The 22,659-nt window shown below is 64.6% G+C and carries 19 protein-coding genes; 16 read left to right on the forward strand and 3 right to left on the reverse strand.

Features of this window, described 5'->3' with window-relative positions; translation table 11 throughout:
- Window positions 1-41 precede the first annotated feature (41 nt).
- Complete coding sequence (locus AC3WJU_RS14850) at window positions 42-716, reverse strand: response regulator (protein WP_306961313.1); 675 nt, start codon at window positions 714-716, stop codon at window positions 42-44.
- Entirely contained in the window at window positions 713-2,530 is a 1,818-nt protein-coding gene (locus tag AC3WJU_RS14855) for a sensor histidine kinase (RefSeq protein ID WP_492260213.1), read from the reverse strand. The genes AC3WJU_RS14850 and AC3WJU_RS14855 overlap by 4 nt, the downstream gene beginning before the upstream one ends.
- Before the next feature lie 226 nt (window positions 2,531-2,756).
- Here AC3WJU_RS14855 and AC3WJU_RS14860 point away from each other — a divergent pair, with 226 nt between their 5' ends.
- From AC3WJU_RS14860 to AC3WJU_RS14910, 11 genes are all read left to right on the forward strand, one after another.
- Complete coding sequence (locus AC3WJU_RS14860; RefSeq protein ID WP_492260214.1) at window positions 2,757-4,199, forward strand: CitMHS family transporter; 1,443 nt, start codon at window positions 2,757-2,759, stop codon at window positions 4,197-4,199.
- A gap of 136 nt (window positions 4,200-4,335) precedes the next feature.
- Window positions 4,336-4,632: an Asp-tRNA(Asn)/Glu-tRNA(Gln) amidotransferase subunit GatC gene (gatC, locus tag AC3WJU_RS14865; protein WP_184736130.1), complete on the forward strand. Its 297-nt coding sequence runs from the start codon at window positions 4,336-4,338 to the stop codon at window positions 4,630-4,632.
- Window positions 4,633-4,636: 4 nt separating this feature from the next.
- On the forward strand, window positions 4,637-6,208 hold the full coding sequence (gene gatA, locus AC3WJU_RS14870; protein WP_492260215.1) for an Asp-tRNA(Asn)/Glu-tRNA(Gln) amidotransferase subunit GatA: 1,572 nt from the start codon (window positions 4,637-4,639) through the stop codon (window positions 6,206-6,208).
- Complete coding sequence (gene gatB / locus AC3WJU_RS14875; protein ID WP_284989768.1) at window positions 6,208-7,716, forward strand: Asp-tRNA(Asn)/Glu-tRNA(Gln) amidotransferase subunit GatB; 1,509 nt, start codon at window positions 6,208-6,210, stop codon at window positions 7,714-7,716. Before gatA ends, gatB begins: the two co-directional genes overlap by 1 nt.
- 244 nt (window positions 7,717-7,960) lie before the next feature.
- A complete protein-coding gene (locus AC3WJU_RS14880; RefSeq protein WP_492260216.1) occupies window positions 7,961-8,578 on the forward strand; it encodes a DUF5666 domain-containing protein in 618 nt (205 codons plus the stop codon).
- Between the two features lie 97 nt (window positions 8,579-8,675).
- Entirely contained in the window at window positions 8,676-9,680 is a 1,005-nt protein-coding gene (locus tag AC3WJU_RS14885) for a LacI family DNA-binding transcriptional regulator (RefSeq protein WP_306961324.1), read from the forward strand.
- 280 nt (window positions 9,681-9,960) lie between these two features.
- Window positions 9,961-11,283 (forward strand): extracellular solute-binding protein, encoded by a 1,323-nt coding sequence (locus AC3WJU_RS14890; protein ID WP_306961326.1) that lies wholly within the window; start codon window positions 9,961-9,963, stop codon window positions 11,281-11,283.
- On the forward strand, window positions 11,280-12,230 hold the full coding sequence (locus tag AC3WJU_RS14895) for a carbohydrate ABC transporter permease (protein ID WP_084784370.1): 951 nt from the start codon (window positions 11,280-11,282) through the stop codon (window positions 12,228-12,230). The genes AC3WJU_RS14890 and AC3WJU_RS14895 overlap by 4 nt, the downstream gene beginning before the upstream one ends.
- Window positions 12,223-13,194, forward strand: coding sequence for a carbohydrate ABC transporter permease (locus tag AC3WJU_RS14900; RefSeq protein WP_492260217.1), 972 nt, complete (start codon window positions 12,223-12,225; stop codon window positions 13,192-13,194). The genes AC3WJU_RS14895 and AC3WJU_RS14900 overlap by 8 nt, the downstream gene beginning before the upstream one ends.
- Window positions 13,195-13,257: 63 nt before the next feature.
- Window positions 13,258-14,976 (forward strand): DUF4091 domain-containing protein, encoded by a 1,719-nt coding sequence (locus AC3WJU_RS14905; protein WP_492260218.1) that lies wholly within the window; start codon window positions 13,258-13,260, stop codon window positions 14,974-14,976.
- A gap of 14 nt (window positions 14,977-14,990) precedes the next feature.
- On the forward strand, window positions 14,991-16,175 hold the full coding sequence (locus AC3WJU_RS14910; protein ID WP_492260219.1) for a Gfo/Idh/MocA family protein: 1,185 nt from the start codon (window positions 14,991-14,993) through the stop codon (window positions 16,173-16,175).
- Here the strand turns inward: AC3WJU_RS14910 and AC3WJU_RS14915 are convergent.
- Window positions 16,172-17,110: a LysR family transcriptional regulator gene (locus AC3WJU_RS14915; RefSeq protein ID WP_476910589.1), complete on the reverse strand. Its 939-nt coding sequence runs from the start codon at window positions 17,108-17,110 to the stop codon at window positions 16,172-16,174. The genes AC3WJU_RS14910 and AC3WJU_RS14915 overlap by 4 nt on opposite strands.
- 115 nt (window positions 17,111-17,225) lie before the next feature.
- Here AC3WJU_RS14915 and tdh point away from each other — a divergent pair, with 115 nt between their 5' ends.
- The 5 genes from tdh to AC3WJU_RS14940 all read left to right on the forward strand — a co-directional run bounded on the left by tdh (window position 17,226) and on the right by AC3WJU_RS14940 (window position 22,653).
- Entirely contained in the window at window positions 17,226-18,272 is a 1,047-nt protein-coding gene (tdh, locus tag AC3WJU_RS14920) for an L-threonine 3-dehydrogenase (protein WP_492260220.1), read from the forward strand.
- Window positions 18,273-18,331: 59 nt separating this feature from the next.
- Window positions 18,332-19,540 (forward strand): glycine C-acetyltransferase, encoded by a 1,209-nt coding sequence (locus AC3WJU_RS14925; RefSeq protein WP_492260221.1) that lies wholly within the window; start codon window positions 18,332-18,334, stop codon window positions 19,538-19,540.
- A 6-nt stretch (window positions 19,541-19,546) separates the two neighbouring features.
- Window positions 19,547-20,947, forward strand: a complete 1,401-nt coding sequence (locus tag AC3WJU_RS14930) for a 6-phospho-beta-glucosidase (protein ID WP_492260222.1) — start codon at window positions 19,547-19,549, stop codon at window positions 20,945-20,947.
- Between the two features lie 54 nt (window positions 20,948-21,001).
- Window positions 21,002-21,472, forward strand: coding sequence for a pyridoxamine 5'-phosphate oxidase family protein (locus AC3WJU_RS14935; RefSeq protein ID WP_059387879.1), 471 nt, complete (start codon window positions 21,002-21,004; stop codon window positions 21,470-21,472).
- 68 nt (window positions 21,473-21,540) lie between these two features.
- Window positions 21,541-22,653: an NAD(P)/FAD-dependent oxidoreductase gene (locus AC3WJU_RS14940; protein ID WP_306961342.1), complete on the forward strand. Its 1,113-nt coding sequence runs from the start codon at window positions 21,541-21,543 to the stop codon at window positions 22,651-22,653.
- Window positions 22,654-22,659 lie beyond the last annotated feature (6 nt).

Genomic DNA, 22,659 nt, shown 5'->3' on the forward strand with positions numbered 1-22,659 from the left:
TACTGCGAGTCAGTTGGGTGGGAACTACTTGGGTGGGCGAGTCAGTTGGGGGAGAGTCGCGCGGGGACGCCGTAGCGGTGTTCCGGGCGGCCGGTGCTGCCGTAGCGCAGTTGGATTTCGACGGCGCCGTCGTCGGCCAGCGAGGACAGGTACCGTTGCGCCGTGGCGCGTGAGACGCCCACCCGTTCCGCTACTTCCGTGGCCGAGTATTGTTCCCCCGGCGCCAAGGATTCCAGTACCGATGCTTCGGTCGCCGATCGCGGCTTTCCCGACGGCGCCACGTCCCCCGCGACGAGCGCCCGCTTGGCCCGTTCGATTGTGTCCTGGTCCACCGCATGCTGCCGGCCCAGGATCCGCCGGTATCTGGCATAGGAGCGCAATTGCTGCGACAGCGATTCGGCGGTGAACGGTTTGAGCAGGTATGCCAAGGCACCCCGCCGGAGGGCTGTCCTGATGGACACGGCGTCGGAAGCCGCGGTCAGCATCATGGCATCCACATCGAGTTGCCCCAGGAGATCCAGGCCCGAACCGTCCGGCAGGTAGACATCCAGCAACACGAGGTCCGGCCGAAGGCTATGCACGGACTGCAGTGCCTGCGCGGTCGAACCCACCGGGGCCAGGGCCAGGAAACCGGCCACGGAGTCCACGTAGGCGGCATGGAGCTTGGCGACGTGGAAATCGTCATCCACAATCAACACCCTGAAGTCTTCGCTCATTGGTGTCCTTCCTTGCGTTCAGCTGCGGGTGGTTCGGCTGCTGCGGAGGATTCTGCCAATGAGGCATCGCCCGGCTTGCCGGTAACCCCCGGCATCGTGGCCATGAAGACGGCGCCCGGGCCGCCGGACGAGCCGGGGTCCAGGACGCGCACGTCGCCACCGCGACGCCGGGCGAGTTGCCGGACCAGCGCGAGCCCGAGTCCCTGCCCGCCTGCCCTGGCGATGACGCCTTCGGCGGGTTCCGCCGTCGTGAACCCCTCCACGAAAACCCTTTCGGGCTCGACACCGCCGAGGCCGTCGCCGGAGTCCGCGACGACGATGTGCAGCGTGCCGCCGTCGGGCCCTGATTCGTCGAGCAGCTCAAGCTCCACCCAGCGTTGCGTCGAAGAGCCGGCGACGGCGGCATTGACGGCGTTGTCGATCAGGTTGCCAAGCACGGTGGTGACGTCCTGTGGCTCGGTGACGTGCTCCCGCACCAGCGTCTCCGGGCCGATCCGCAACGCCACCCCTCGCTCGTCCGCTTCCACGCTCTTCGCGCCGACGAACGCCTGCAGATAGGGATCCTGGAGGAGTTCGGCTTGCTGCACGGGAAACTTCAGGGGGCCGGTGGCGGAGATCCTGGCGAGGTAGTCCTTGGCCTGGCCGTGCTGGCCGATGCTCATGAATCCGGCGATCGTATGGAGCTGGTTCGCGAATTCGTGGCGCTGGGCCCGGAGGGCGGCGGACATGGTGCCCACGGCGTCGAGCTGGCGCGTCAGCTGCTGCAGCTCGGTACGGTCCCTGAGCATGACCACCCAGCCGAGATCCTCTTTGCGGTGCAGCGCCTTGCGGGCGTTGGCAACCAAGACCCGCCCGCCCGCGACGATTTCCACGGCTTCGGCGTCGTGCGCAGAGGGTTGCGTGAGGGCTTTGAGCTGCGCGGGGACGGGGGCATTCTCCCAATCGGTGCCCGCCAAGTCCGTGCCGGACCAGTCCGAGCCCGCCGCGGCAGGGGAGCCGGGAGTTACCGCGCCTTCCGGCATGCCGAGCAGCCGCCTGGCCGCGGCATTGAAGACCGTGATGCGGCCATCGGCGGAAATGCCGATCACGCCGTCGTCCACTCCTTGAAGCACGGCAACCTGGTCATGAACCAGGGTGCTGATTTCTTCGGGTTCGAGGCCCAGCGTCAGGCGCTGCAAACGGCGGCGGAGGAGGAATGACGCCAGAACCCCGGCAACCAGGGAGCCTGCCGCGGTCACGGCAATCGGGACGATGTCCTTGGCAAGGCTCTGGCTGAGCGACTCCATCGAATAGCCCACACTGACTTCGCCCACCACCGTGGCTGCGGAACCTGTCCCTGCGGAACCCGGAGCGAAGACCGGGACCTTGGCACCTGCGGATGGTCCCAGAGTGCCTGTGTTCCGGGTGGTGACTTCCTTCCCCGACAGCGCATCCGAGGGATCCGTGCTGACCCGTTCGCCCAGCCGGACCAAGTCCGGGTGGGCAAGCCGCAAGCCGGTCTCGTCGGTGACCACCACGAACAAAGCACCAGTGCGGCTCCTGGCAGCCTCGGCAGCAGCCTGGATGGGGCCGGCCGCGAGCACTGCGGGAGGCGGCGTTCCCGGCTCGTTGCTGATGGCTTGGACCTGGGAACGGAGCGCGGGATCCGAAGCCACGGTGCGTGCCAAAGTCAGCGCCTGGTTTTCCGCCTCCGTGCCGATCCGCCCATAGACGAGCCACGCATGCACGGTGCCGCTAAGCAGCACGACCAAGAGAACGACCCCCAGTTGCAAGAGCAGGGTCTGCGTCGAGAACCGCAGGGCAAGCCTGGGCATGCTGCCTCCTTCCGGCGGGGATTGGCCGGCTGGAGCTGGGCAGCAGCGGCGCTGTACTTCTACGTCTACCTCTCCATTGAAGCATTGAGCACAATGAGCAAAATGCTCTCAATCAGCAGTATGTCCATCAAATCCCACAAACGCCTTGCTGTGAGCGTCGCCACTATAGGTTCTGTATCGCGCATCACATCGACGTGATGCCGTTCACTGTAGTAAGGAGCCGGCTGTGCTGGTATTGCTTGGATTCGCAATGATTGCGGTGTTCATGATCCTGATCATGACAAAGAAGTTGACGCCCGTTCTGGCGCTGATCATCGTTCCCACCATCTTCGGCCTGTTTGCCGGTGCCGGTCTTGGCATCGGGCCAATGGTTATGGATTCGATGAAGTCCATGACGTCCACGGCCGCACTCCTGATGTTCGCGATCGTTTACTTCGGACTCATGATCGACGTCGGACTGTTCGACCCGTTGGTGAAGTTCATTCTCCGCAAGCTGGGCAACGACCCCGCCAAAGTGGTCCTGGGCACTGCCATCCTCGCGGCCGCTGTATCGCTCGACGGCGACGGCTCCACCACCTTCATCCTCACCACCGCGGCGATGCTGCCTGTCTACCTCCGTTTGAAGATGAGCCCCGTGGTCCTGACCTGTGTGGCCGGCCTCGCCAACGGCACCATGAACATCCTGCCGTGGGGTGGTCCCACTGCCCGTGCGGCCACTGCCCTCAAGATCGACGTCAACGACGTGTTTGTTCCGATGGTCCCGTCCCTCATCGCCGGCCTCGTCGTCGTCTTCGTGTTCTCCTGGCTCTTGGGCCTGCAGGAACGCAACCGCCTCCGCGCCACCGCTCCCGAGATCTGGGGCGACGTCGCCGACGCAGGGGACGTGTTCGACGGCGGCACGAACCGCGGCGGTACCGGCACCGGATCCTCGGGCCGCGGCGGGACCGGCGGAGGCTCCGGCGTCGAGGTCCTGGAACGCACCGAAACCTTGGTTGACCTCGCCGACATCGGCTTGACCGACACCGCACTCGATCCCCACCGCAAGACCCTGCGCCCGAAGCTCTTCTGGTTCAACCTCGGCCTCACCGTCGCCGTGATGGTCATGCTCGTGGCCAACCTTGTGCCGCTGCCCTACGTCTTCATGGTGGGTTCCGCGATTGCCCTGCTGGTGAACTTCCCGAAGGTCAAGGAACAAGGCGCGCAGTTGGTGGCCCACGCACCGTCCATCGTGGCCGTGGTCAGCATGGTCATGGCGGCGGCTGTCCTCACGGGTGTCCTCAACGGCACGGGCATGGTCAAGGAAATGTCCGCGTGGCTGGTCCACATCATCCCCGCCGAGATGGGTCCGTTCATGGGCGTCATCACCGGCCTGCTCAGCATCCCCATGACGTTCTTCATGAGCAACGACGCCTTCTACTTCGGCGTCCTGCCGGTCCTGAGTGAAACCGCCGCGCACTACGGCATCAGCGGCGCGGAAATGGCCCGGGCCTCCATCACCGGCCAGCCTTTCCACCTCCAGAGCCCCTTGGTCCCCGCGATCCTGTTGCTCGTCTCGCTTGCCAGGGTGGAACTGGGCGACCACCACAAGAAGGTCCTGTGGCGCACAGCGGTCATCTCGGTCGTCATGCTCGCAGTGGGCATGCTGACGGGGGCCATCGGCATCGGGTAACAAAGCACCCAGCAACGCGGGGTCACTTGCGGCCCATTCGGGACCTCCGGATGGGCCGTAAGTGACCCCGCGTTGTTCGTCGTCCAACCCACGTAGACTAGTCCGGAAAACCATTTGAACTTTGCAGGGGAGATCCATGGCTGCGATCAACCGTGACGACGTCGCGCATCTTGCGCGTCTGGCTCACATTGAAATGAGTGCCGAAGAGCTGGACAGGATGGCGGGCGAGCTCGCCGTCATCGTCGATTCGGTGAAGTCCGTCAGCGAAGCCGCCGGGGACGATGTCCCGGCTACGTCCCACCCGATTCCGTTGAACAACGTGTTCCGCGAAGACGTTGTGGGCCACACGTTCACGGCCGAACAGGCGCTGTCCGGGGCTCCGGATTCCTTCGAGGGCCGCTTCAAGGTTCCGGCAATCCTGGATGAGGACTAAGCGAATGACTGAATTGAACAACTCCGAACTCATCCGCTTGTCCGCGGCTCAGCTGGCCGCCAAGCTGGCCGCGCGCGAGGTCACGTCCGTCGAGGTCACCCAGGCGTACCTGGACCGGATTGCCGACGTTGACGGGCAAGTCAACGCATTCCTGCACGTCAACGCTGAAGAGGCGCTCGCCGTAGCCGCCGAGGTGGACGCGATACGCGCCGCCGGAGGTGCCGAAGCCGAAGCGCTGCACGAACTCGCCGGCGTACCCATCGCCGTCAAGGACCTCATCGTCACCATCGGCCAGCCCACCACGGCCGGCTCCAAGATCCTCGAGGGCTGGCACAGCCCCTACGACGCCACCGTCATCAAGAAGCTGCGCGCAGCGAAGATGCCCATCCTGGGCAAGACCAACCTGGACGAATTCGCCATGGGTTCCTCCACGGAACACTCGGCGTACGGCCCCACCCGCAACCCGTGGGACCTGGACCGCATCCCCGGCGGCTCGGGCGGTGGCTCCGCGGCCGCCGTCGCGGCCTTCGAAGCTCCGCTGGCCCTCGGCACGGACACCGGCGGATCCATCCGCCAGCCTGGCGCCGTCACCGGCACGGTCGGCATGAAGCCCACCTACGGTGCCGTTTCCCGCTACGGCGCCATTGCCATGGCGTCGTCGCTGGACCAGATCGGCCCGGTTTCGCGGACCGTGCTGGACTCGGCCCTGCTGCAGGAAGTCATCGGTGGACACGACCCCTTCGACTCCACCTCGCTGACGGACCCCTTCGACACGCTCGTTGCCGCAGCCAAGACGGGCAACGTCACCGGCATGAAGGTCGGCATCGTCAAGGAACTCCACGGCGAGGGCTACCAGGCCGGCGTCGAGAACCGTTTCAACGAGTCCCTTGAGCTGCTCAAGGAGGCCGGCGCGGAAATCGTCGAGGTTTCCTGCCCCAACTTCAAGTACGCGCTGGGCGCCTACTACCTGATCATGCCGTCCGAGGTTTCGAGCAACCTGGCCAAGTTCGACGGCGTCCGCTACGGCTTGCGTGTCCTGCCCAAGGACGGTCCCATGACGATCGAACGTGTCATGGGTGCCACTCGCGCCGCCGGTTTCGGCGATGAGGTCAAGCGCCGCATCATCCTGGGCACCTACGCCCTGAGCGCCGGCTACTACGACGCCTACTACGGTTCGGCGCAGAAGGTCCGCACGCTGATCCAGCGCGACTTCGACGCCGCGTTCGCGCAGGCCGACGTCCTGATTTCGCCGACGGCTCCCACGACGGCCTTCAAGCTGGGGGAGAAGCTGGACGATCCGCTGGCCATGTACCTCAACGACGTCGCCACCATCCCGGCGAACATGGCCGGTATCCCGGGCTTGTCCCTGCCTGGCGGCCTGGCCGACGAAGACGGCCTGCCCGTAGGCATCCAGCTGCTGGCGCCTGCCCGCGAGGACGCCCGCCTGTACCGCGTGGGCGCTGTCCTTGAATCCTTGCTTGAAGAGAAGTGGGGTGGCCCGCTGTTGGCGAAGGCACCTGAATTGAAAAACGCAGGTCTCGGTACCGCATTCAACACCGCCGGAGGTTCCAACTGATGTCTACCGACGCCATCCTCAGCTTCGAAGAGGCCATGGAGAAGTACGACCCCGTCCTTGGCTTCGAGGTCCACGTGGAGCTCAACACCAAGACCAAGATGTTCTCCTCCGCTCCGAATGTCTTCGGCGACGAGCCGAACACCAACGTCAACGAGGTTGACCTTGGCATGCCCGGCGTCCTGCCCGTGGTGAACAAAACGGCGGTAGAGTCTTCCATCAAGATCGGCCTTGCCCTGAACTGCAAGATCGCCGAGTCCTGCCGCTTCGCCCGGAAGAACTACTTCTACCCGGACACCCCGAAGAACTTCCAGACGTCCCAGTACGACGAGCCCATCGCGTACGACGGCTACCTGGACATCGAGCTCTCGGACGGCACTGTGTTCCGCGTCGAGATCGAGCGCGCGCACATGGAGGAGGACGCCGGCAAGCTGACCCACATGGGTGGCGCCACGGGTCGCATCCAGGGCGCCGACTATTCGTTGGTGGACTACAACCGTTCCGGTGTTCCGCTCGTCGAAATCGTCACCAAACCGATCGAGGGCGCGGGTAGCCGGGCACCTGAGCTCGCCAAGGCCTACGTGGCCGCAGTACGCGAAATCGTCAAGAACCTCGGCGTTTCCGACGCCAAGATGGAACGCGGCAACGTCCGCTGCGACGCCAACGTCTCGCTGCGCCCGCACGGCCGCGAACGTTTCGGCATCCGTTCCGAAACGAAGAACGTGAACTCGCTGCGCGCCGTCGAGCACGCCGTCCGTTACGAAATCCAGCGCCACGCAGCGGTCCTGGACTCCGGCGAGCCGGTCATCCAGGAAACGCGCCACTGGCACGAGGACACGCGCACGACGACGTCGGGCCGGGCCAAGTCCGACGCCGACGACTACCGCTACTTCCCGGAGCCGGACCTCGTTCCGGTCCTGGCATCCCGCGAATGGGTCGAAGAACTCCGCGCCACGCTGCCCGAGCCGCCCGCGGCGCGCCGCAAGCGGCTCCAGGCCGACTGGGGCTATTCGGACCTCGAGTTCCGCGACGTCGTGAACGCCGGCGTCATGGACTCCATCGAGGAGACCATCGCCGCCGGTGCCAGCGCCTCCGTGGCCCGCAAGTGGTGGATGGGCGAGATCGTCGGACGCGCCAAGACGGCCGACGTCGATCCTTCCGAACTCGGCGTCACGCCGGAAACCATCGTGGAGCTCAACAAGCTCGTCGAGGGCGGCAAGATCAACAACAAGATGGCTTCCCAGGTGCTCGACGGCGTCCTCGCCGGCGAGGGCACCCCGGCCGAGATCGTGGAGAAGCGCGGCCTCGCGGTCGTGTCCGACGACGGCCCCCTGCTGGAAGCGATCGACGCCGCACTGGCGGCCCAGCCCGACGTTGCGGAGAAGATCCGCGGCGGCAAGCTTCAGGCCATCGGTGCGATCGTCGGCGGAGTCATGAAGGCCACCCGAGGGCAGGCCGACGCGGGACGCGTCAAGCAGCTGATCCTGGAGCGGCTCGGCGTCGAAGGCTGATCCCCGCCGCCTCCCTGACCTCGCTTCGCTCGGCCAGGGAACCCGGGCGGCGTGGGCCCAACCCGCGCCTCACCCAACTGGGTCGCAGTTAATGTCGTTCTGAGCCGTCAAAACGACAACAACTGCGACTCAGTTGTGTCTGGATCCACAGCCCCCACACAGCTTCAAGCGTCATCATGGAGTCATCAGTTCTTTGCTGCCCGCCCCTTACCGGCCCGGGGAGGAGCGGAGAAAGGATTCGGCCATGTCCACCATGACTCCGGGGGTTCGTAAGGCCCTCATCGCCGGCGGTATTGCCGTCGTCTTGAGCGGCGGTGGTGTGGCCGCAGTCTGGGCTGCCGGCCAGATCATCCCCACGTACGTGGTAAGCGCGACGCCGACAAGTACGGCGTCGCCCGCCACGCCGTCGCCCGGGGCTACGTCGCCCGCCACGCCGTCGCCCGGCAAGGCCAGGCCGTTCCCCGTGCTTCCCCGCGGCATCGCAGGTCCGGGGATCCACGGCGAGTTCACGGTCAAGAACAAGGACGGCAGCTACACGACGCTCGTGTCGCAGCGAGGCACCGTGCAGTCCGTCAGCGATTCGAGCATTTCCGTCAAGAGCGATGACGGCTTCACGCAGAGCTACGCGATCACATCGTCGACCACCATCGTCAAGCTCCCCGCTTCCGGAACGGGCACGCAAGGCCGGCGGCCATCGCCCCAAACCATCAAGGCCACCGACCTGAAGACGGGCGACACTGTAGCAGTCTCCGGCACGAAGAGCGGCACCACAGTCACGGCCACACGCATTATCGGAGGTACCTTGCCTGCTGGGCTCAGTGATGGCGGACGGCGGTTGGGCTACGGGAGCGTCTCTTCCTGAACGCTGTTCGAGCTGACCCTGCGCCCGCTCGTCTAGCTATGATGCTACTACCGCGCACCACGCCCGTGGTCCGGCGGCTTAGCCACGAAGGAGACGAATGCGCCCCACGATCAAGTCCGTGGCGGCGGCAGCCGGGGTCTCGACGGCGACCGTGTCCTATGTGCTTTCAGGCAGGAGCGGCAAAGACGGCAGCAGGAGCGGTTCCGGGGTGGCCCCCGCTACCGTGCTTCGGGTTCAAGAGGCTGCCCTCGCCCTCGGATATCGCCCCAACCAATCGGCACGGGCAATCCGCACCGGACGAACGAACCTGCTCATGTTGTCGCTCACCATGATCTCGGATCCGTGGGCATTGGATGTGAGCCGCGCTGTTGGTACGGCTGCGGCCCGACGAGGCATTACGCCGATGATCCTGGCCGATACCGACTGGCGGGTGGCCCTCAAACGGCAAAACGCGGACGTGACATTCATCGACGGCGCCGACGAGCCCGGCGATGTCGAACTGCTGGCACAGGCGGCAAGGTTGCAGCGCCTGGTGGTCTTCAGCGACACCATGGAACCTGAGGGATTCGACGTCGTGCGGCCGGTGGTTGGTTCGTCGTGCGATCTGGCAGTGGAGCACCTCACCGCGCGGCACCGCCGCGTGGCTTGCCTGATCTCATCGGCACCGTCGATGAGCACCCTGGACATCCGCTTGGGTGCCTACACCCGCGGCCTTGCCAAGGCTGGTTTGGAGTACCGGGACGACTACGTCGAGGCGTATGACCGCGACGGACTCAGCGCGTTCGACGCAGCGTTTCGGCTCCTGCAGCGTGCGGACCGACCGACCGCGATCTATGCGACCACCGACTTCGCCGCGATCGCAGCCATCCATGCGGCCCAACGCCTGCAACTCCGCATTCCGGAAGACGTCGAAGTGATCGGGATCGGCAACACCACGGAAGGCGAGCGCATGACGCCGTCGTTGACCACCGTTGGTCCTGAGGGCTTTTTCGATGGCTTGGCCGCATTCCTGCTCGACCGCGCAGAGAATCCCGATGTGCCTGCCGGCATTCTGGAATTCCCGTGGAAGCTCATCGTGAGGGACTCTGCGCCCTCGGCGTGAATCCGACTCTCCGATGAGAAACCCGACGCTCCCGGCGTGAGCCGGGGCTGTCCCTTTGGCAGGTCGAGGCATGCGCCCGGTGATCGCTCTAACCGCCCTCCATGCACTTTGGTGACGTTTTGTGCCCGAAAAAGTTAAGAAAAGATCATTCGAAATCTTGCCTTTAAACGATTAACATGATGTGATCAACTGCACAACACCAGTTGGGTTGGCTGTTCGCCGAATGCGGGCCCGCCCCGAAGGACCGTCGGTCTTCTGACCAAGACATCGGAGAATTCTTATGAACCACAACGTGACCCGCAGGTCATTCCTTTCCTTTGCGGCTGCCGGTGCTGCCGTCGTTTCGCTCGCTGCTTGCGGCGGGAACAGTGCCGCAGGGGGTAGCGCAGCCAAGGCCGCCTACGCTGCTCCCGCGAAGGACCTGAGCGCGGAGCTGAGCTACGCCATCTGGGACGCTGCGCAAAAGCCCGCGATGCAGAAGATCGTGACCGAATTCAACAAGCAATACCCGAACATCAAAGTCACCATCGACGTCACGCCGTCCAAGGGCTCGGCCTACTGGACGAAGATCCAAACCCAGGCAAGCAGCAACACCCTTCCGGACGTTTTCTGGATGAACGGCCCGCACATCAAGCTTTACGCGCAAAACAACCAGCTGTTGTCCCTGGACGGCCTGGTGTCCGGCAAAGCAGTGGACACGGCCAATTACCCCAAGGCACTCGTGGATTTGTACACCGTCAACGGGGCGTTCTACGGGGTCCCCAAGGACTTCGACACCAGTGCGCTCTTCTACAACAAGGCCCTCTTCAAGGAGGCCGGCGTGTCCGAACCGACGTCCACCTGGACGTGGGACGACGTGAAATCCGCCGGCGCGAAACTATCCAAGTTCTACCAGGGCAAAGGCATCTACGGCTATGCCGGCGACCTCACGGGTGGCCAGACCAGCTACTACAACACGATGATTGAAGCCGGCGGGACCATCATCTCGACCGACGGCAAGAAGTCCGGATACGACTCCGCCGGATCAATCGCCGGCCTCCAGTTCTGGCGCGACCTGATCGAGTCCGGGGTTTCACCCTCGATGCAGCAATTGACGGACACGTCCTCGAGCGACATGTTCACGTCCAGGAAATTGGCTATGACCATGGACGGTTCCTGGACCGTCGGGCCAGCCCAAAAGGCACTCGGTGACGATCTGGGCATTGTCAGCCTCCCGAAGGGGCCGAAGAGCAACCAGAGCGTGATCCACGGACTTGCCAACGTGATTCCCGCCAATGCGAAGAACCCTGCCGCGGCGCAGGCATTCGTGGCCTTCCTGGGAACCCAGGATGCTGCCAAGATCCAGGCGGAAACGGGAACCGTCATCCCGGCCTTCAACGGCACCCAGGACGCCTGGGTAAAGTCTGTTCCCTCCGTTGACCTCAGCGTATTCCTTGACCTGGCCAAGGATGCCTCGCCCTACCCGGCGTCGGCCAATACAGCCGCCTGGAACGAACTCGAGAACACCCTGCTGCCGCAGGCGTTCGCCGGGACCAAGCCGGTTGCCGACGTCGCAAAGGACCTTGCCAGCCAGATGAATGCCGCCCTGGCCAAAGAATCATGAAAGCCCAGACCCTGACGCCGGTAGCCAAGGGCGTCCGTGCAGCCCTACCAGCGGGGCATCGCCGCAAAGGAAAATCGAAATCGGATGGCTGGTGGCCGTGGTTGTTCGTGGTGCCTACTGTCGCGGGCATCGGCGTGTTCTACCTTTGGCCGATCGTCCAGACGTTCTACTACAGCTTCACCAAGTGGGGAGTCTTCGGCGGAACCAAGTTCATCGGCCTGGACAACTATGTGCGGATGTTCGCGGATTCCACCATTCCGCATTCAATCGTCAATACGCTGGTCTACACGGTGGTCGTGCTGCTGGGAATTCCCATCGCGGTCATCCTTGCGTCCTTGATCGAGCGTCCCGGCCTGCGCTTCGCGGCCCTGTACCGGACGCTGTACTTCATTCCCTACATCACCATGCCGGCCGCCGTCGGGATCGTATGGAGGTTGATCTACAACGGTGACTTCGGACCCATCAACTGGTTCCTGGGCTTGTTCGGGATCCAGGGCCCCTACTGGACATCGACGCCGGGGTTCGCGCTGCTTGCCGTGGCTACCGTGGGGCTTTGGATGTCGCTGGGATTCAACCTCATCATCATCAGCGCGGGACTGCGCGAGATTCCGCGGGAGCTCTTCGAAGCCGCGGAGATGGACGGGGCCAGCCGGGTCCGCCAGTTCTTCAGCATTACCGTTCCGTTGTTGACGCCCAGCATCTTCTTCGTCACGATCGTCACCGTGATCAGCGGTTTCCAGCTGTTCGATCTGCTGTACGTGATGATGGGGAAAGCGAACCTGGCCATGCCGCAGACGCAAAGCCTCGTGTACATCTTCTACAACCAGGCCTTCCTGCAGAACGACAAGGGCTATGCGGCAGCCATCGGCATCTTGATCCTGCTGATCATCGCTCTTCTGACCGCTTTCCAATTCCGCATCCAGAAGAGGTGGGTCAACTATGTCTGAATCGATGCTCTCAACAAAAAGCGGCGTCGAATCGCGGCAGAGCGGAACAGCTGCATTCAGCCCCTCTCGCGCCGGGGGCAAACCACCGGGACCCTCAAGCCGCGGCACCAAGGGCAGCAACGGCAAGAGCCGAGGCGGCGCCAAAGGCGGCAAGCAAGGCTCGAACGTGCTGGCACATTGTGTACTGGGCATTGGCGGTTTGGCCATGATCTCGCCGCTCCTGTACCAGATCGTCATGTCGCTTTCGACGAACGCAGAAGTCCAAAGCACGCCGCCCATGCTGTGGCCCAGTGTCGTCCAATGGCACAACTTCGTGGACGTCTTCACCTCCATGAATTTCGGTTCACAGCTCTGGGTGACAGTAGCAATCACCGTGATCCGGGTGATCGGGCAAGTGCTCCTCTGCTCGATGGCGGGCTACGCCTTCGCGCGGATGCAGTTCCGCTTCAAAGGGCTCATCCTGGCCGTCGTCTTGTCGATCATCATGGTGCCGTCCCAGTTGTTCCTGATCCCGCAGTACCAGATCATCCAAAACCTGGGGTGGCTGAACAGCATTGCCGGCATCGTGGCTCCGGGCATCTTCAGCGCTTTCGGCCTGTTCCTGATGCGCCAGTTCTTCATGGGGCTCCCGGACGAACTCGAAGACGCGGCACGGCTCGACGGCGCCAATCCGTTCCAGATCTTCTTCCGGGTCATGCTGCCACTCGCGGCCAACGGCCTGTGGGCCCTCGTCATCATCACTGTGCTGTGGTCCTGGAATGACCTCTTGTGGCCTTTGGTGGTGACGTCGACGGCGAACGCCGCACCGTTGAGCGTCGGGCTTTCGAACCTCCAGGGTGAGCACGCCAACAATTACCCGATCCTCATGGCGGCATCGCTCATGGCCATGGCGCCGATCCTGATCATGTTCCTGCTCATGCAGAAGCGTGTCATGGCGGGCATCGGCCGCTCCGGACTCAAGTAGAGACTCACGTGGACACCCACGTAGAGACCCACGTAGAGCCTCACTTAGGAAAGGACCGCAGCCTTGACGGAACAGAACCCGGCCCCGGAAGACGGTTGGTCGTTCGTGCTCGTGGATGCCCTGGAAAAGGTCTACCCGGACGCTCCACCCCGGCCGTTCGACAGGACCATTCCGATGTCCGTTTTCCCCGGCGAGACCGCCTCGGTCCAGGTGGCCCTCCGGCCGCCCATGAAGCACGACTTCCGGCTGTCGGGTGCGTTGGAAGTCTCAGTCGACGGTCCGGCGGCAGGATTTACCTCCATTTCTCAAGTTGAGTTGGTGCCGTGTTTATTGGCGGCATTCCCGGAGCATGATGCCGGTTACGACCGGGACACCCCCGGACTGTATCCGGACTTATTGCGGCCAGCCCCGGACGGGATGATCAAGCCCTTCTACGGGCAATGGACCTCCGCATGGATCGACTTCGTGGTGCCATCCGCGGAGAACGCCGGTGAGCATGAACTCGGGATCTCGGTACGGGACGCGGAAGGCAACACGCTCTTCGCCACCCACCTCTGCGTCACTGTGGTGCATGCCCACGCCCCGGAACTGGAGATCGTGAACGCCCACTGGTTCCACTGCGACGGCCTGGCGAGCCATTACGGCGTCGAGGTCTTCAGTGAGCAACATTGGTCGATCATCGATGCCTTCATGGGGTCCGCGGCAAGGATGGGCGCCAACTCGCTGCTGACACCCACGTGGACGCCTCCGCTGGACACGGCCATCGGGGGAACGCGGCTGGCCACCCAACTGATCGGGATCCGCGATGATTCCGGCTACCACTTTGATTTCAGCAAGCTGGAGCGCTGGGTTGGCCTTTGCGCCAAACACGGCATCGAGTACCTGGAAATCGCCCACTTGTTTACCCAATGGGGGGCCAAAGCGACTCCGGCGATCTATGTCGAAACCGCGGAATGCCTGGAGCGGCGGTTCGGCTGGGACGTAACGGCGACGTCGTCCTCGTACCGCGAGCTCATGGCCGAGCTGCTGCCGGCCCTGCGTTCCTTCCTGGCGGAGCATTGGTCGCTTGACCGGGTCATTTTCCACATATCCGATGAACCGGAGGGCGCCGAGGCCCTGGCGGGGTACCAACGGGCAAAGGGCGTCGTTGCGGATCTCCTGGACGGGCTGACGGTGGTTGATGCCCTGAGCGACTTTGAGTTCTATCGCAGTGGGGCCGTGCCGAATCCCGTGGTGGCAAGCGACGCCGTGGCGCCGTTCCTGGCCGCCGGAGTGAAGGACCTGTGGGTCTATTACTGCGTCGCCCAGGACACCGGCGTTGCCAACCGGTTCATTTCCATGCCCTCGGTGCGAAACAGGGTGTTGGGTCATCATCTCTTCGCCCTGGAATGTGCGGGGTTCCTGCATTGGGGATTCAACTTCTATAACTCGGCCCATTCGTTGGCGCCCGTGGACCCGTTCAAGGACACGTGTGCCGGAGGCGCCTTCCCGGGCGGCGATGCCTTCCTGGTCTACCCGGGACCGGACGGGGTGCCGTGGGAGTCGATCCGTTACAAGGTGTTCGCCCAGGCCATGTGGGACCACCGGGCTCTCTCGCTCCTGGCCAAGCTGGCCGGTCGCGAAGAGGTGCTGGCGCTCATCGATACGAACGGCTCCGGCGGCAGCCTCGCCATGGACAGTTTCAGCTACGACCCCCTTCATTACCGGAGGGTTCGCGAGCTGGTCAACCAGGGAATCGTGCAGCGCGTGGGTCAAACACCGCCCGCGCATCAACTTATCTAGTTAGGAAAGTACTTATGGACCTCAAAGTAGGCATCGTCGGATTCGGCTTGCGGTCGTCGCTGTGGCGCCACGCGCACAAGCCCGGCCACGGTTCGGAAGTCACGGTTGTGTGCGATCTGGGCGAGCGCGGCAGGGCTGACGCAGCAGAGAAGATCCCGACGGCGGTCATCACCGAGGACCTGGACGTCTTGTTGGCCTCCGGCCTGGACGCGGTGCTGGTCCTGACCCCGGACAACCAGCACGCCGCCGTCGCGGTCCGGACGCTCAAAGCGGGCATTCCCACCTTCTGCGAGAAACCGCTCGATGTCACGCTCGAAGCAGCCGACCTCATCCTCCAGACGGCCTTCGACACCGGGACACGACTGTACGTGGGCCACAACATGCGGCACATGCCGGTGGTGGTGCAGATGCGGGACATCATCCTGGCCGGGACCATCGGTGACGTCAAGGCCGTTTGGTGCCGGCACTTCGTGGGAAACGGCGGGGACTACTATTTCAAGGATTGGCATGCCCAGCGCGCCAACACCACCGGGCTGCTGCTGCAAAAGGGCGCGCACGATATCGACGTCATCCACTGGCTCGCCGGGGGATACAGCACCAAGGTGCAGGCAATCGGGGATCTGGCCGTCTACGGGGACGTCGCGTCCCGCCGCGACAACACGGGCCGCCGGATGGGGGATTGGTTTTCGGTGGACAATTGGCCCCCCACCGAACAGACGGACCTCGCCGAGACGATCGACGTCGAGGACATCTCGATGATGAACATGGTCCTGGACAACGGTGTGCTCGCCTCGTACCAGCAGTGCCATTTCACCCCGGACTATTGGCGGAACTACACCGTGATCGGCACCAAGGGCAGGATCGAGAACTTCGGTGACGGGGCCGGCGATCAGATCTATGTATGGACCACCCGGACAACCTCAGGTTTCGCCGAGCCCGACCAGAAGGTCGTGGTCCGTGACGGGGAAGGCGGCCATGGCGGTGCGGACCCCTTGCTGATCGCAGAGTTCCTGCGGTTCGCCAAGGACGGGGGAACCACGGCGACCTCGCCGATCGCGGCCCGGGAGGCCGTGGCCGCGGGAGTGCTTGCCACCGAGTCCCTCCGCGGCGACGGTTGCGCGAAGCTGGTTCCGGCCTTGCCGGAAGAGCTCGTGGAGTATTTCAACGCAGGGCAGCCGGCCCGGGTCCGGGAACTCTAGCGCCGCGTGCCGCCGGCGAGTTCGGTCATGACGGTCTGTAGTGCTTCGCAGACCGTCATGACCGATTTCCGTTTCAGGGTCTCCGGCCTCGCCAGGATGTCGATCTTGCGCACGGAATTCACCCCCGCGAGAGGTCGCAGCACCACGCCGGCGTCCAGGACGCGCTGGGCGGTGAACCGCGGGAGCAAACCTATCGCGCCACCGTCCGCCACGAGCGAGGCCACGGTGGAATAGTCGTTGATGCGGTGCAGGACATCGGCCGGGCGCCCGCTGACAGCGACGACGGCGGCCAGCACGTCCGCGGGGGAGTATCCGTCGCGGCTGGTCACCCAGGGCTGCCCGACGACGTCGGCCGGCCTGAGTTCGCGGCGCGCCGCGAGCGGGTGCCCGGCAGGCAACGCGACGTCGAGCGGTTCGTCGGCGAGCGGGATGACGGCTACTTTGTCGGTGGGCCAGCCGGGACTGTGCTCCATCCGGTGCGCGAGCACGAGGTCGTAGCGCGCGGCGAGGCCCGGAAAGTCTTCCTGGGCAACGTCTTCGTCGGCGAGCTTCACGCGGGGAACGCTGTTTTCCGGACCCGCGGTGCGCGCGGTCGTCAACAAGGCCGCGAGCGGAGCGAACAAAGCCTGCCCCGCACTGTGGAAGGCACTCACGGTGACGGTGGAGCCCGGGGAGTCATGGTACGCGCCGATCGCCGCCTGGGCGTCGGCCATGGCGCTCACGACGGCGGCTCCGGCGTCGGCGAGGACCCGGCCAGCATCGGTGAGCACCAAGGCGCGGCCTTCCTTGCGGGTCAAGGGCACGTCCACCGACTTCTGCAGGAGGGCGAGCTGCTGGGAAACGGCCGAGGGAGTGACCATGAGCGTCTCGGCCACGGCCTTGACACTGCCGAGATCTCCTAGTTCCCTGAGCATTTGGAGCTGATGTACTTCCATTTAGCAAATGCTAAATCGTTGATTGAGAAAAACCTAGTTGTGCTAAACCGTCCGTGGGGCTTCAATGAAGTGAAACGGCACACAAACGGCCCAATCCCTTGAGTTAGGAAGACCCATGAAGGCTCTCTACAAGTCCGGTCCCCACGCTGGTTTTGAACTCGTCGAACGGCCCGAACCGGAGGCAGGTCCCAGCGACGTCAAGATCCGCGTCATGACCACCGGTATCTGCGGAACGGACCTGCACATCCAGTCCTGGGACGCTTGGGCGCAGAGCATCATCGAGACTCCCTTGATCGCGGGACACGAGTTCTACGGCGAAGTGGTGTCCGTGGGCGAGGACGTCCGCGACGTCAAGGTCGGTGACCGCGTCTCCGGTGAAGGCCACGTGGTCTGCGGCATCTGCCGCAATTGCCGCGCAGGCCGCCGCCAGATGTGCATCCATACGGTGTCCGTGGGCGTGCAGCGCGACGGCGCCTTCGCCGAATACGTTGTCATTCCGGAGACCAACGTCTGGGTCCACCACGATCCCTCCGTCACCCCGGAGCTTGGCGCCATCTTCGACCCCTTCGGCAACGCCGTCCACACCGCACTGAGCTTCCCCCTCGTCGGCGAGGACGTGCTCATCACAGGCGCCGGCCCCATCGGACTCATGGCAATCGCCGTCGCGCGCCACGCCGGTGCCCGCAAGATCGCCATCACGGACGTGTCCGCTCCCCGCCTCGAACTCGCCCGGAAGATGGGCGTGGACCTCGCCGTTGATGTGTCGAAGATGCGCGTCAAGGATGCCCAGTTCGAGCTCGGCATGCGCGAAGGATTCGACATCGGCCTGGAAATGTCCGGGCATCCGACGGCCCTGCCTGAGATGATCAACAACATGAACCACGGCGGACGCATCGCCATGCTTGGCTTGCCCAGCCAGTCCATCGACATCGACTGGGGCAAAGTGGTCACCCACATGCTGACCCTCAAGGGCATCTACGGCCGCGAAATGTACGAAACCTGGTACGCCATGAGTGCCATGCTGTCCTCCAACCCCGTGCTGCACAGCAACATCTCCGCCGTCGTCACGGACAAGCTGTCCGCCACCGACTGGGAAAAGGGCTTCGAAATCGCCCGCGCCGGCACAGGCGGCAAGGTTGTCCTCGACTGGACTGAACTCTAGAACGCCGAATTCTAAGACACCGTAAAGTCCTCCCCAAGACCCCAGTACCAGGAGCCACCATGTACTCAAGCATCAAAGACCAGCTGCAGGGCGAACTTGAAGAGATCCGCACCGCAGGCCTCTTCAAGACCGAGCGGCACATCGACTCGCCGCAGGCCAGCCACATCTCCGCAGGCCAGCTCGGCCAGCCGGCGAACACCGTGCTGAACTTCTGCGCCAACAACTACCTGGGCCTGGCAGACCACGCGGACATCATCGCTGCCGCCAAGTCCGCCATGGACGAGCGCGGCTTCGGCATGGCCTCCGTCCGTTTCATCTGCGGCACCCAGGACCTGCACCTTGAGCTCGAAGCCCGGGTCTCACAGTTCCTCGGAACCGAGGACACCATCCTCTTCTCCAGCTGCTTCGACGCCAACGGAGGTGTCTTTGAGTCCCTGTTCGGGGCCGAGGACGCCATCATCTCGGATTCCCTGAACCACGCCTCGATCATCGACGGCATCCGGCTCAGCAAGGCCAAGCGCTTCCGCTACGCCAACCAGGACATGGCTGACCTCGAAGCCAAGCTGATCGAAGCCTCGAGCGGCGAAGCTCCGGCCCGGCGCAAGATCATCGTGACGGACGGCGTCTTCTCCATGGACGGCTACCTCGCGCCGCTCGAAGCCATCTGCGATCTCGCCGAAAAGCACGACGCCCTGGTCATGGTGGACGATTCCCACGCCGTCGGCTTCATGGGAGCCACCGGTGCCGGAACCCCGGAACACGCGGGTGTTTCGGACAGGATCGACATCTACACCGGCACGTTCGGCAAGGCCCTTGGCGGCGCCTCCGGAGGCTACGTCTCCGGCCGCAGCGAAATCGTCGCCATGCTGCGCCAGAAGGCCCGCCCTTACCTGTTCTCCAACTCCCTGGCCCCGGCAATCGTCGCAGCCACCATCAAGGCCATTGAGCTGGTCCAGGGTTCGGGCGAGCTCCGCTCCAGGCTCTTCGAGAACGCTGCCTTGTTCCGGCGCCGCATGAGCGAGGAAGGCTTCGAGCTGCTCGACGGCGAGCACGCCATCATTCCGGTGATGTTCGGCGACGCCGTGGCGGCAGCGAAGGTTGCCGACGAGATGCTCCACCACGGAGTGTTCGTCACCGCGTTCAGCTACCCCGTGGTACCCAAGGGAGCGGCCCGGATCCGCGTGCAGCTCTCGGCCGCGCACAGCTCCGAGGACGTCGAGGCGTGTGTCCAGGCCTTCGTGAAGAGCCGCGCAGCCGCGGGGCTCTGAGTTCCCATGATCCTCACCATCCTGGGCGGCGGGGGATTCCGGGTACCCCTGGTCTATTCAGCGTTGCTGTCCGACCATGGGCCCGGCCGGGTCACCGAACTGAGGCTGTTCGACGCCGACCCCGCGCGCCTGGGCGTGGTGGCCAGGGTCCTCGCCGACATGGCCGAGGGGGTGCCCGACGCACCAGCTGTGAGGACGTTCACGGCGCTGCCGGCAGCCTTGCCCGGCACCGACTTCATCTTCTCCGCCATCCGGGTGGGTGGACTCGAGGGGCGCGCCGCCGATGAGCGGATCGCACTGGAACACGGAGTCATCGGGCAGGAGACCGTCGGTGCAGGGGGGATTTCCTACGCCCTCCGGACCATTCCCGTGGTCCTGGATATCGCCGAGTCGGTGAAGAAGCATGCTCCGCACGCCTGGTTCATCAACTTCACCAACCCGGCCGGCGTCATCACCGAGGTCATGACGCGGGTCCTTGGCAACAAGGTGGTGGGGATTTGCGATTCGCCGGTGGGGCTCGCCAGGCGATGCTTGCTCGCGGCCGGGATCCACCGCGGCGCGGCTGCCTTTCGGGATGGCTCCGTGGAGATCGACTACATCGGCCTGAACCACCTGGGCTGGTTGCGCGGGCTCGTGGTCGACGGTGCGGATGTCTTGCCGCGGCTCCTGGCCGACGACGGCGCCATCGAGTCCTTTGAGGAGGGCCGGTTGTTCGGCGCTTCGTGGATCAAAGCCCTGGGCGCGGTTCCCAACGAATATCTGCACTACTACTACTTCAGGCGGGAAGCGCTCGACGCCGACCGGCGCGCCCACATTACCCGCGGCGCCTACCTGGCGCGCCAACAGTCGTCCTTCTACAGCGGGCTCGCGGCAGCAAACGACGGCGGTGCGGAGCCCGCCCAGGGGGTCCCGTCGTCGAAAGCGGCTTTCAGGCTCTGGGAGAAGACCAAGCTCGATCGCGAAGAGACATACATGCAGAGCAACAGGGACGCGGCAGGCACGTTCGAACGCGACGCCGAAGACCTGGTTTCCGGCGGCTACGAGGCCGTGGCCTTGGCGATCATGCGCGCCATCAGCCAGGGCGAATCGGCCCGACTGATCCTGAATGTCCCCAATAAAGGCACCCTGGCGGAACTCGACGCCGACGCCGTCATCGAGGCGCCGTGCCTCGTGGATGCGGGTGGAGCCCGCGTGCTCCCGGCCAAGCCCCTTCCGGACTACGCGCGCGGGCTCGTCGTCAACGCCAAGGCGGTGGAACGCGCCACCATCGACGCTGCGCTCACGGGTTCCCGGCGCTCCGCCTACAAGGCGATGGCCATGAACCCGCTCGTGGACTCGGTCAGGGTGGCAGAAGCGCTCCTGGCCGACTACATCGGCCATTTCAAGGAACTCCAATACCTGCGCTGAACCCCTTCGCCTAAGCCCTGTCCCGAGGGGGAGAGGAGGCCTAGTATCTGCAGCATGGACAAAGATGCAGCACCTTCCGTGACCGAAGTGTTGGATTCGCAGCAATGCTGGAATCTCCTGAGGGGCGTGTCCGTCGGCAGGCTGGCCGTGTGGCTGGGAGACCACCCTGACATTTTTCCGATCAATTACACCGTGGACCAGGGGACGGTGGTCTTCAGGACCGGAGCGGGCACAAAGCTCGCCGCGGCCTTGGGCGAATTCCCGGTGGCCATGGAGGTGGACGGCGTCGACGCCAACACGGGCGTCGCGTGGAGCGTTGTGCTCCATGGCAAGGCGGCGCCCGTCAAACAGCTCGACGACGTCATCAACACGTTCTCCCTGCCCCTGTTTCCTTGGGAATCAGGCAAGAAGGACCATTTCGTGCGGGTTCCCGCGGATTCGATCTCCGGACGGCGCTTCACTGTCACGGAACCGCTCACGTGGTGGACCCCCTACAGCGGCATCAAGCCGTCCGCGTTGGAATAGCCGGCACCGGCGCTGTTCGGCACCGGGCGCTACTCGCATCTGGGCCTGCGCGCTGACAGGATGGGGGGATGGCTGCAAATTATGATGTGGTAATTGTCGGTGGAGGAATCGCCGGGTTGTCGCTCGCCTCAGCGCTGGCCGGCCAGTGTTCGGTAGCCCTCGTGGAAGCCGAACAGACACTGGCGTACCACACGTCCTCCCGCTCGGCCCGGCAGCTCATCCCCAGCTATGGACCCGCCGTCGTGCAGGAACTCACCGTCCGCACGCTGGAGCTGATGGCAGCCCGCGACGCCGGATTGCCGGTACCGGTCCTGGAACCGCGCTCGTTCATGCTGGTGGGCGACGAAGCCACCGTCAAGGCGGAAGCCAGCGGACACATGCACCCCATCACGCACGCCGAAGCCCTTGAGCTGTGCCCGGCACTGAATCCGGAGGCCTTCACGGCCGCCGGCCTGGACACGGGGTCATTCGCCTGCAATGCGCCCGTGCTGTTGGAAGACCACCGGCAGCGCGCCGAGGCCGGGGGAGTGGACATCATTACCGGCGCCCGGGTCCATTCTGCCCAACGGCTTGGTTCCGGCTGGCAATTGGGCGCCGGGCTGGAAGGCTTCCAGTCCGCCGTCGTCGTCAACGCGGCAGGTGCCTGGGCGGACGAGCTCGCGGTGCTCAGCGGCGTGGAGAAGCTCGGCTTGCAGCCGTTCCGGCGCACGGCGGCCATCGTCGACGTCGAGCGCCCGCTTCGGCCGGGCACCCCGATGGTGGCGGCGGCCGATGACACCTACTACTTCCGGCGCGAGGGGGAACAGGTGCTCATTTCCCCGTCGGAAACGGTGCCGAGCGGTCCCGAGGACGCGCGGCCGCGGCCCGGCGACGTGGAGGAGCTGGTGGCCCGGCTGAATTCGATCACGTCGCTGGGCATCCGCTCGGTGGCAAAAGCCTGGACGGGGTTGCGCACCGAGGCTGCCGACGGCGTTCCGGTGGTGGGATTCGACGCCGAGGCTCCCGGTTTCTACTGGCTTGCCGGACAGGGCGGCTACGGATTCCAGACCTCTTCCGCCATCGCCGAACTCGCTGCCGCGGAGATCCTGGGTTCGGGGACTGTTGGCACCGCACCGGGCATCAGTCCGGCATCCCGGACACCGAGGGAGCTGGCAGCGGCCCGTTGGTCCATCCGCCGTTGAACAATA

The organism is Arthrobacter sp. FW306-1B-F12A, from assembly GCF_058781865.1.

Bases quoted from the DNA above. Each gene is read 5' to 3' on its own strand.
- tdh (WP_492260220.1), top strand. From the start codon at position 17,226: ATGAAGGCTCTCTACAAGTCCGGTCCCCACGCTGGTTTTGAACTCGTC.
- gatC (WP_184736130.1), top strand. From the start codon at position 4,336: ATGGCTGCGATCAACCGTGACGACGTCGCGCATCTTGCGCGTCTGGCT.
- AC3WJU_RS14940 (WP_306961342.1), top strand. From the start codon at position 21,541: ATGGCTGCAAATTATGATGTGGTAATTGTCGGTGGAGGAATCGCCGGG.
- AC3WJU_RS14895 (WP_084784370.1), top strand. From the start codon at position 11,280: ATGAAAGCCCAGACCCTGACGCCGGTAGCCAAGGGCGTCCGTGCAGCC.
- AC3WJU_RS14910 (WP_492260219.1), top strand. From the start codon at position 14,991: ATGGACCTCAAAGTAGGCATCGTCGGATTCGGCTTGCGGTCGTCGCTG.
- AC3WJU_RS14885 (WP_306961324.1), top strand. From the start codon at position 8,676: ATGCGCCCCACGATCAAGTCCGTGGCGGCGGCAGCCGGGGTCTCGACG.
- gatA (WP_492260215.1), top strand. From the start codon at position 4,637: ATGACTGAATTGAACAACTCCGAACTCATCCGCTTGTCCGCGGCTCAG.
- AC3WJU_RS14915 (WP_476910589.1), bottom strand. From the start codon at position 17,110: ATGGAAGTACATCAGCTCCAAATGCTCAGGGAACTAGGAGATCTCGGC.
- AC3WJU_RS14900 (WP_492260217.1), top strand. From the start codon at position 12,223: ATGTCTGAATCGATGCTCTCAACAAAAAGCGGCGTCGAATCGCGGCAG.
- AC3WJU_RS14935 (WP_059387879.1), top strand. From the start codon at position 21,002: ATGGACAAAGATGCAGCACCTTCCGTGACCGAAGTGTTGGATTCGCAG.
- AC3WJU_RS14930 (WP_492260222.1), top strand. From the start codon at position 19,547: ATGATCCTCACCATCCTGGGCGGCGGGGGATTCCGGGTACCCCTGGTC.
- AC3WJU_RS14850 (WP_306961313.1), bottom strand. From the start codon at position 716: ATGAGCGAAGACTTCAGGGTGTTGATTGTGGATGACGATTTCCACGTC.
- AC3WJU_RS14925 (WP_492260221.1), top strand. From the start codon at position 18,332: ATGTACTCAAGCATCAAAGACCAGCTGCAGGGCGAACTTGAAGAGATC.
- gatB (WP_284989768.1), top strand. From the start codon at position 6,208: ATGTCTACCGACGCCATCCTCAGCTTCGAAGAGGCCATGGAGAAGTAC.
- AC3WJU_RS14880 (WP_492260216.1), top strand. From the start codon at position 7,961: ATGTCCACCATGACTCCGGGGGTTCGTAAGGCCCTCATCGCCGGCGGT.
- AC3WJU_RS14890 (WP_306961326.1), top strand. From the start codon at position 9,961: ATGAACCACAACGTGACCCGCAGGTCATTCCTTTCCTTTGCGGCTGCC.
- AC3WJU_RS14855 (WP_492260213.1), bottom strand. From the start codon at position 2,530: ATGCCCAGGCTTGCCCTGCGGTTCTCGACGCAGACCCTGCTCTTGCAA.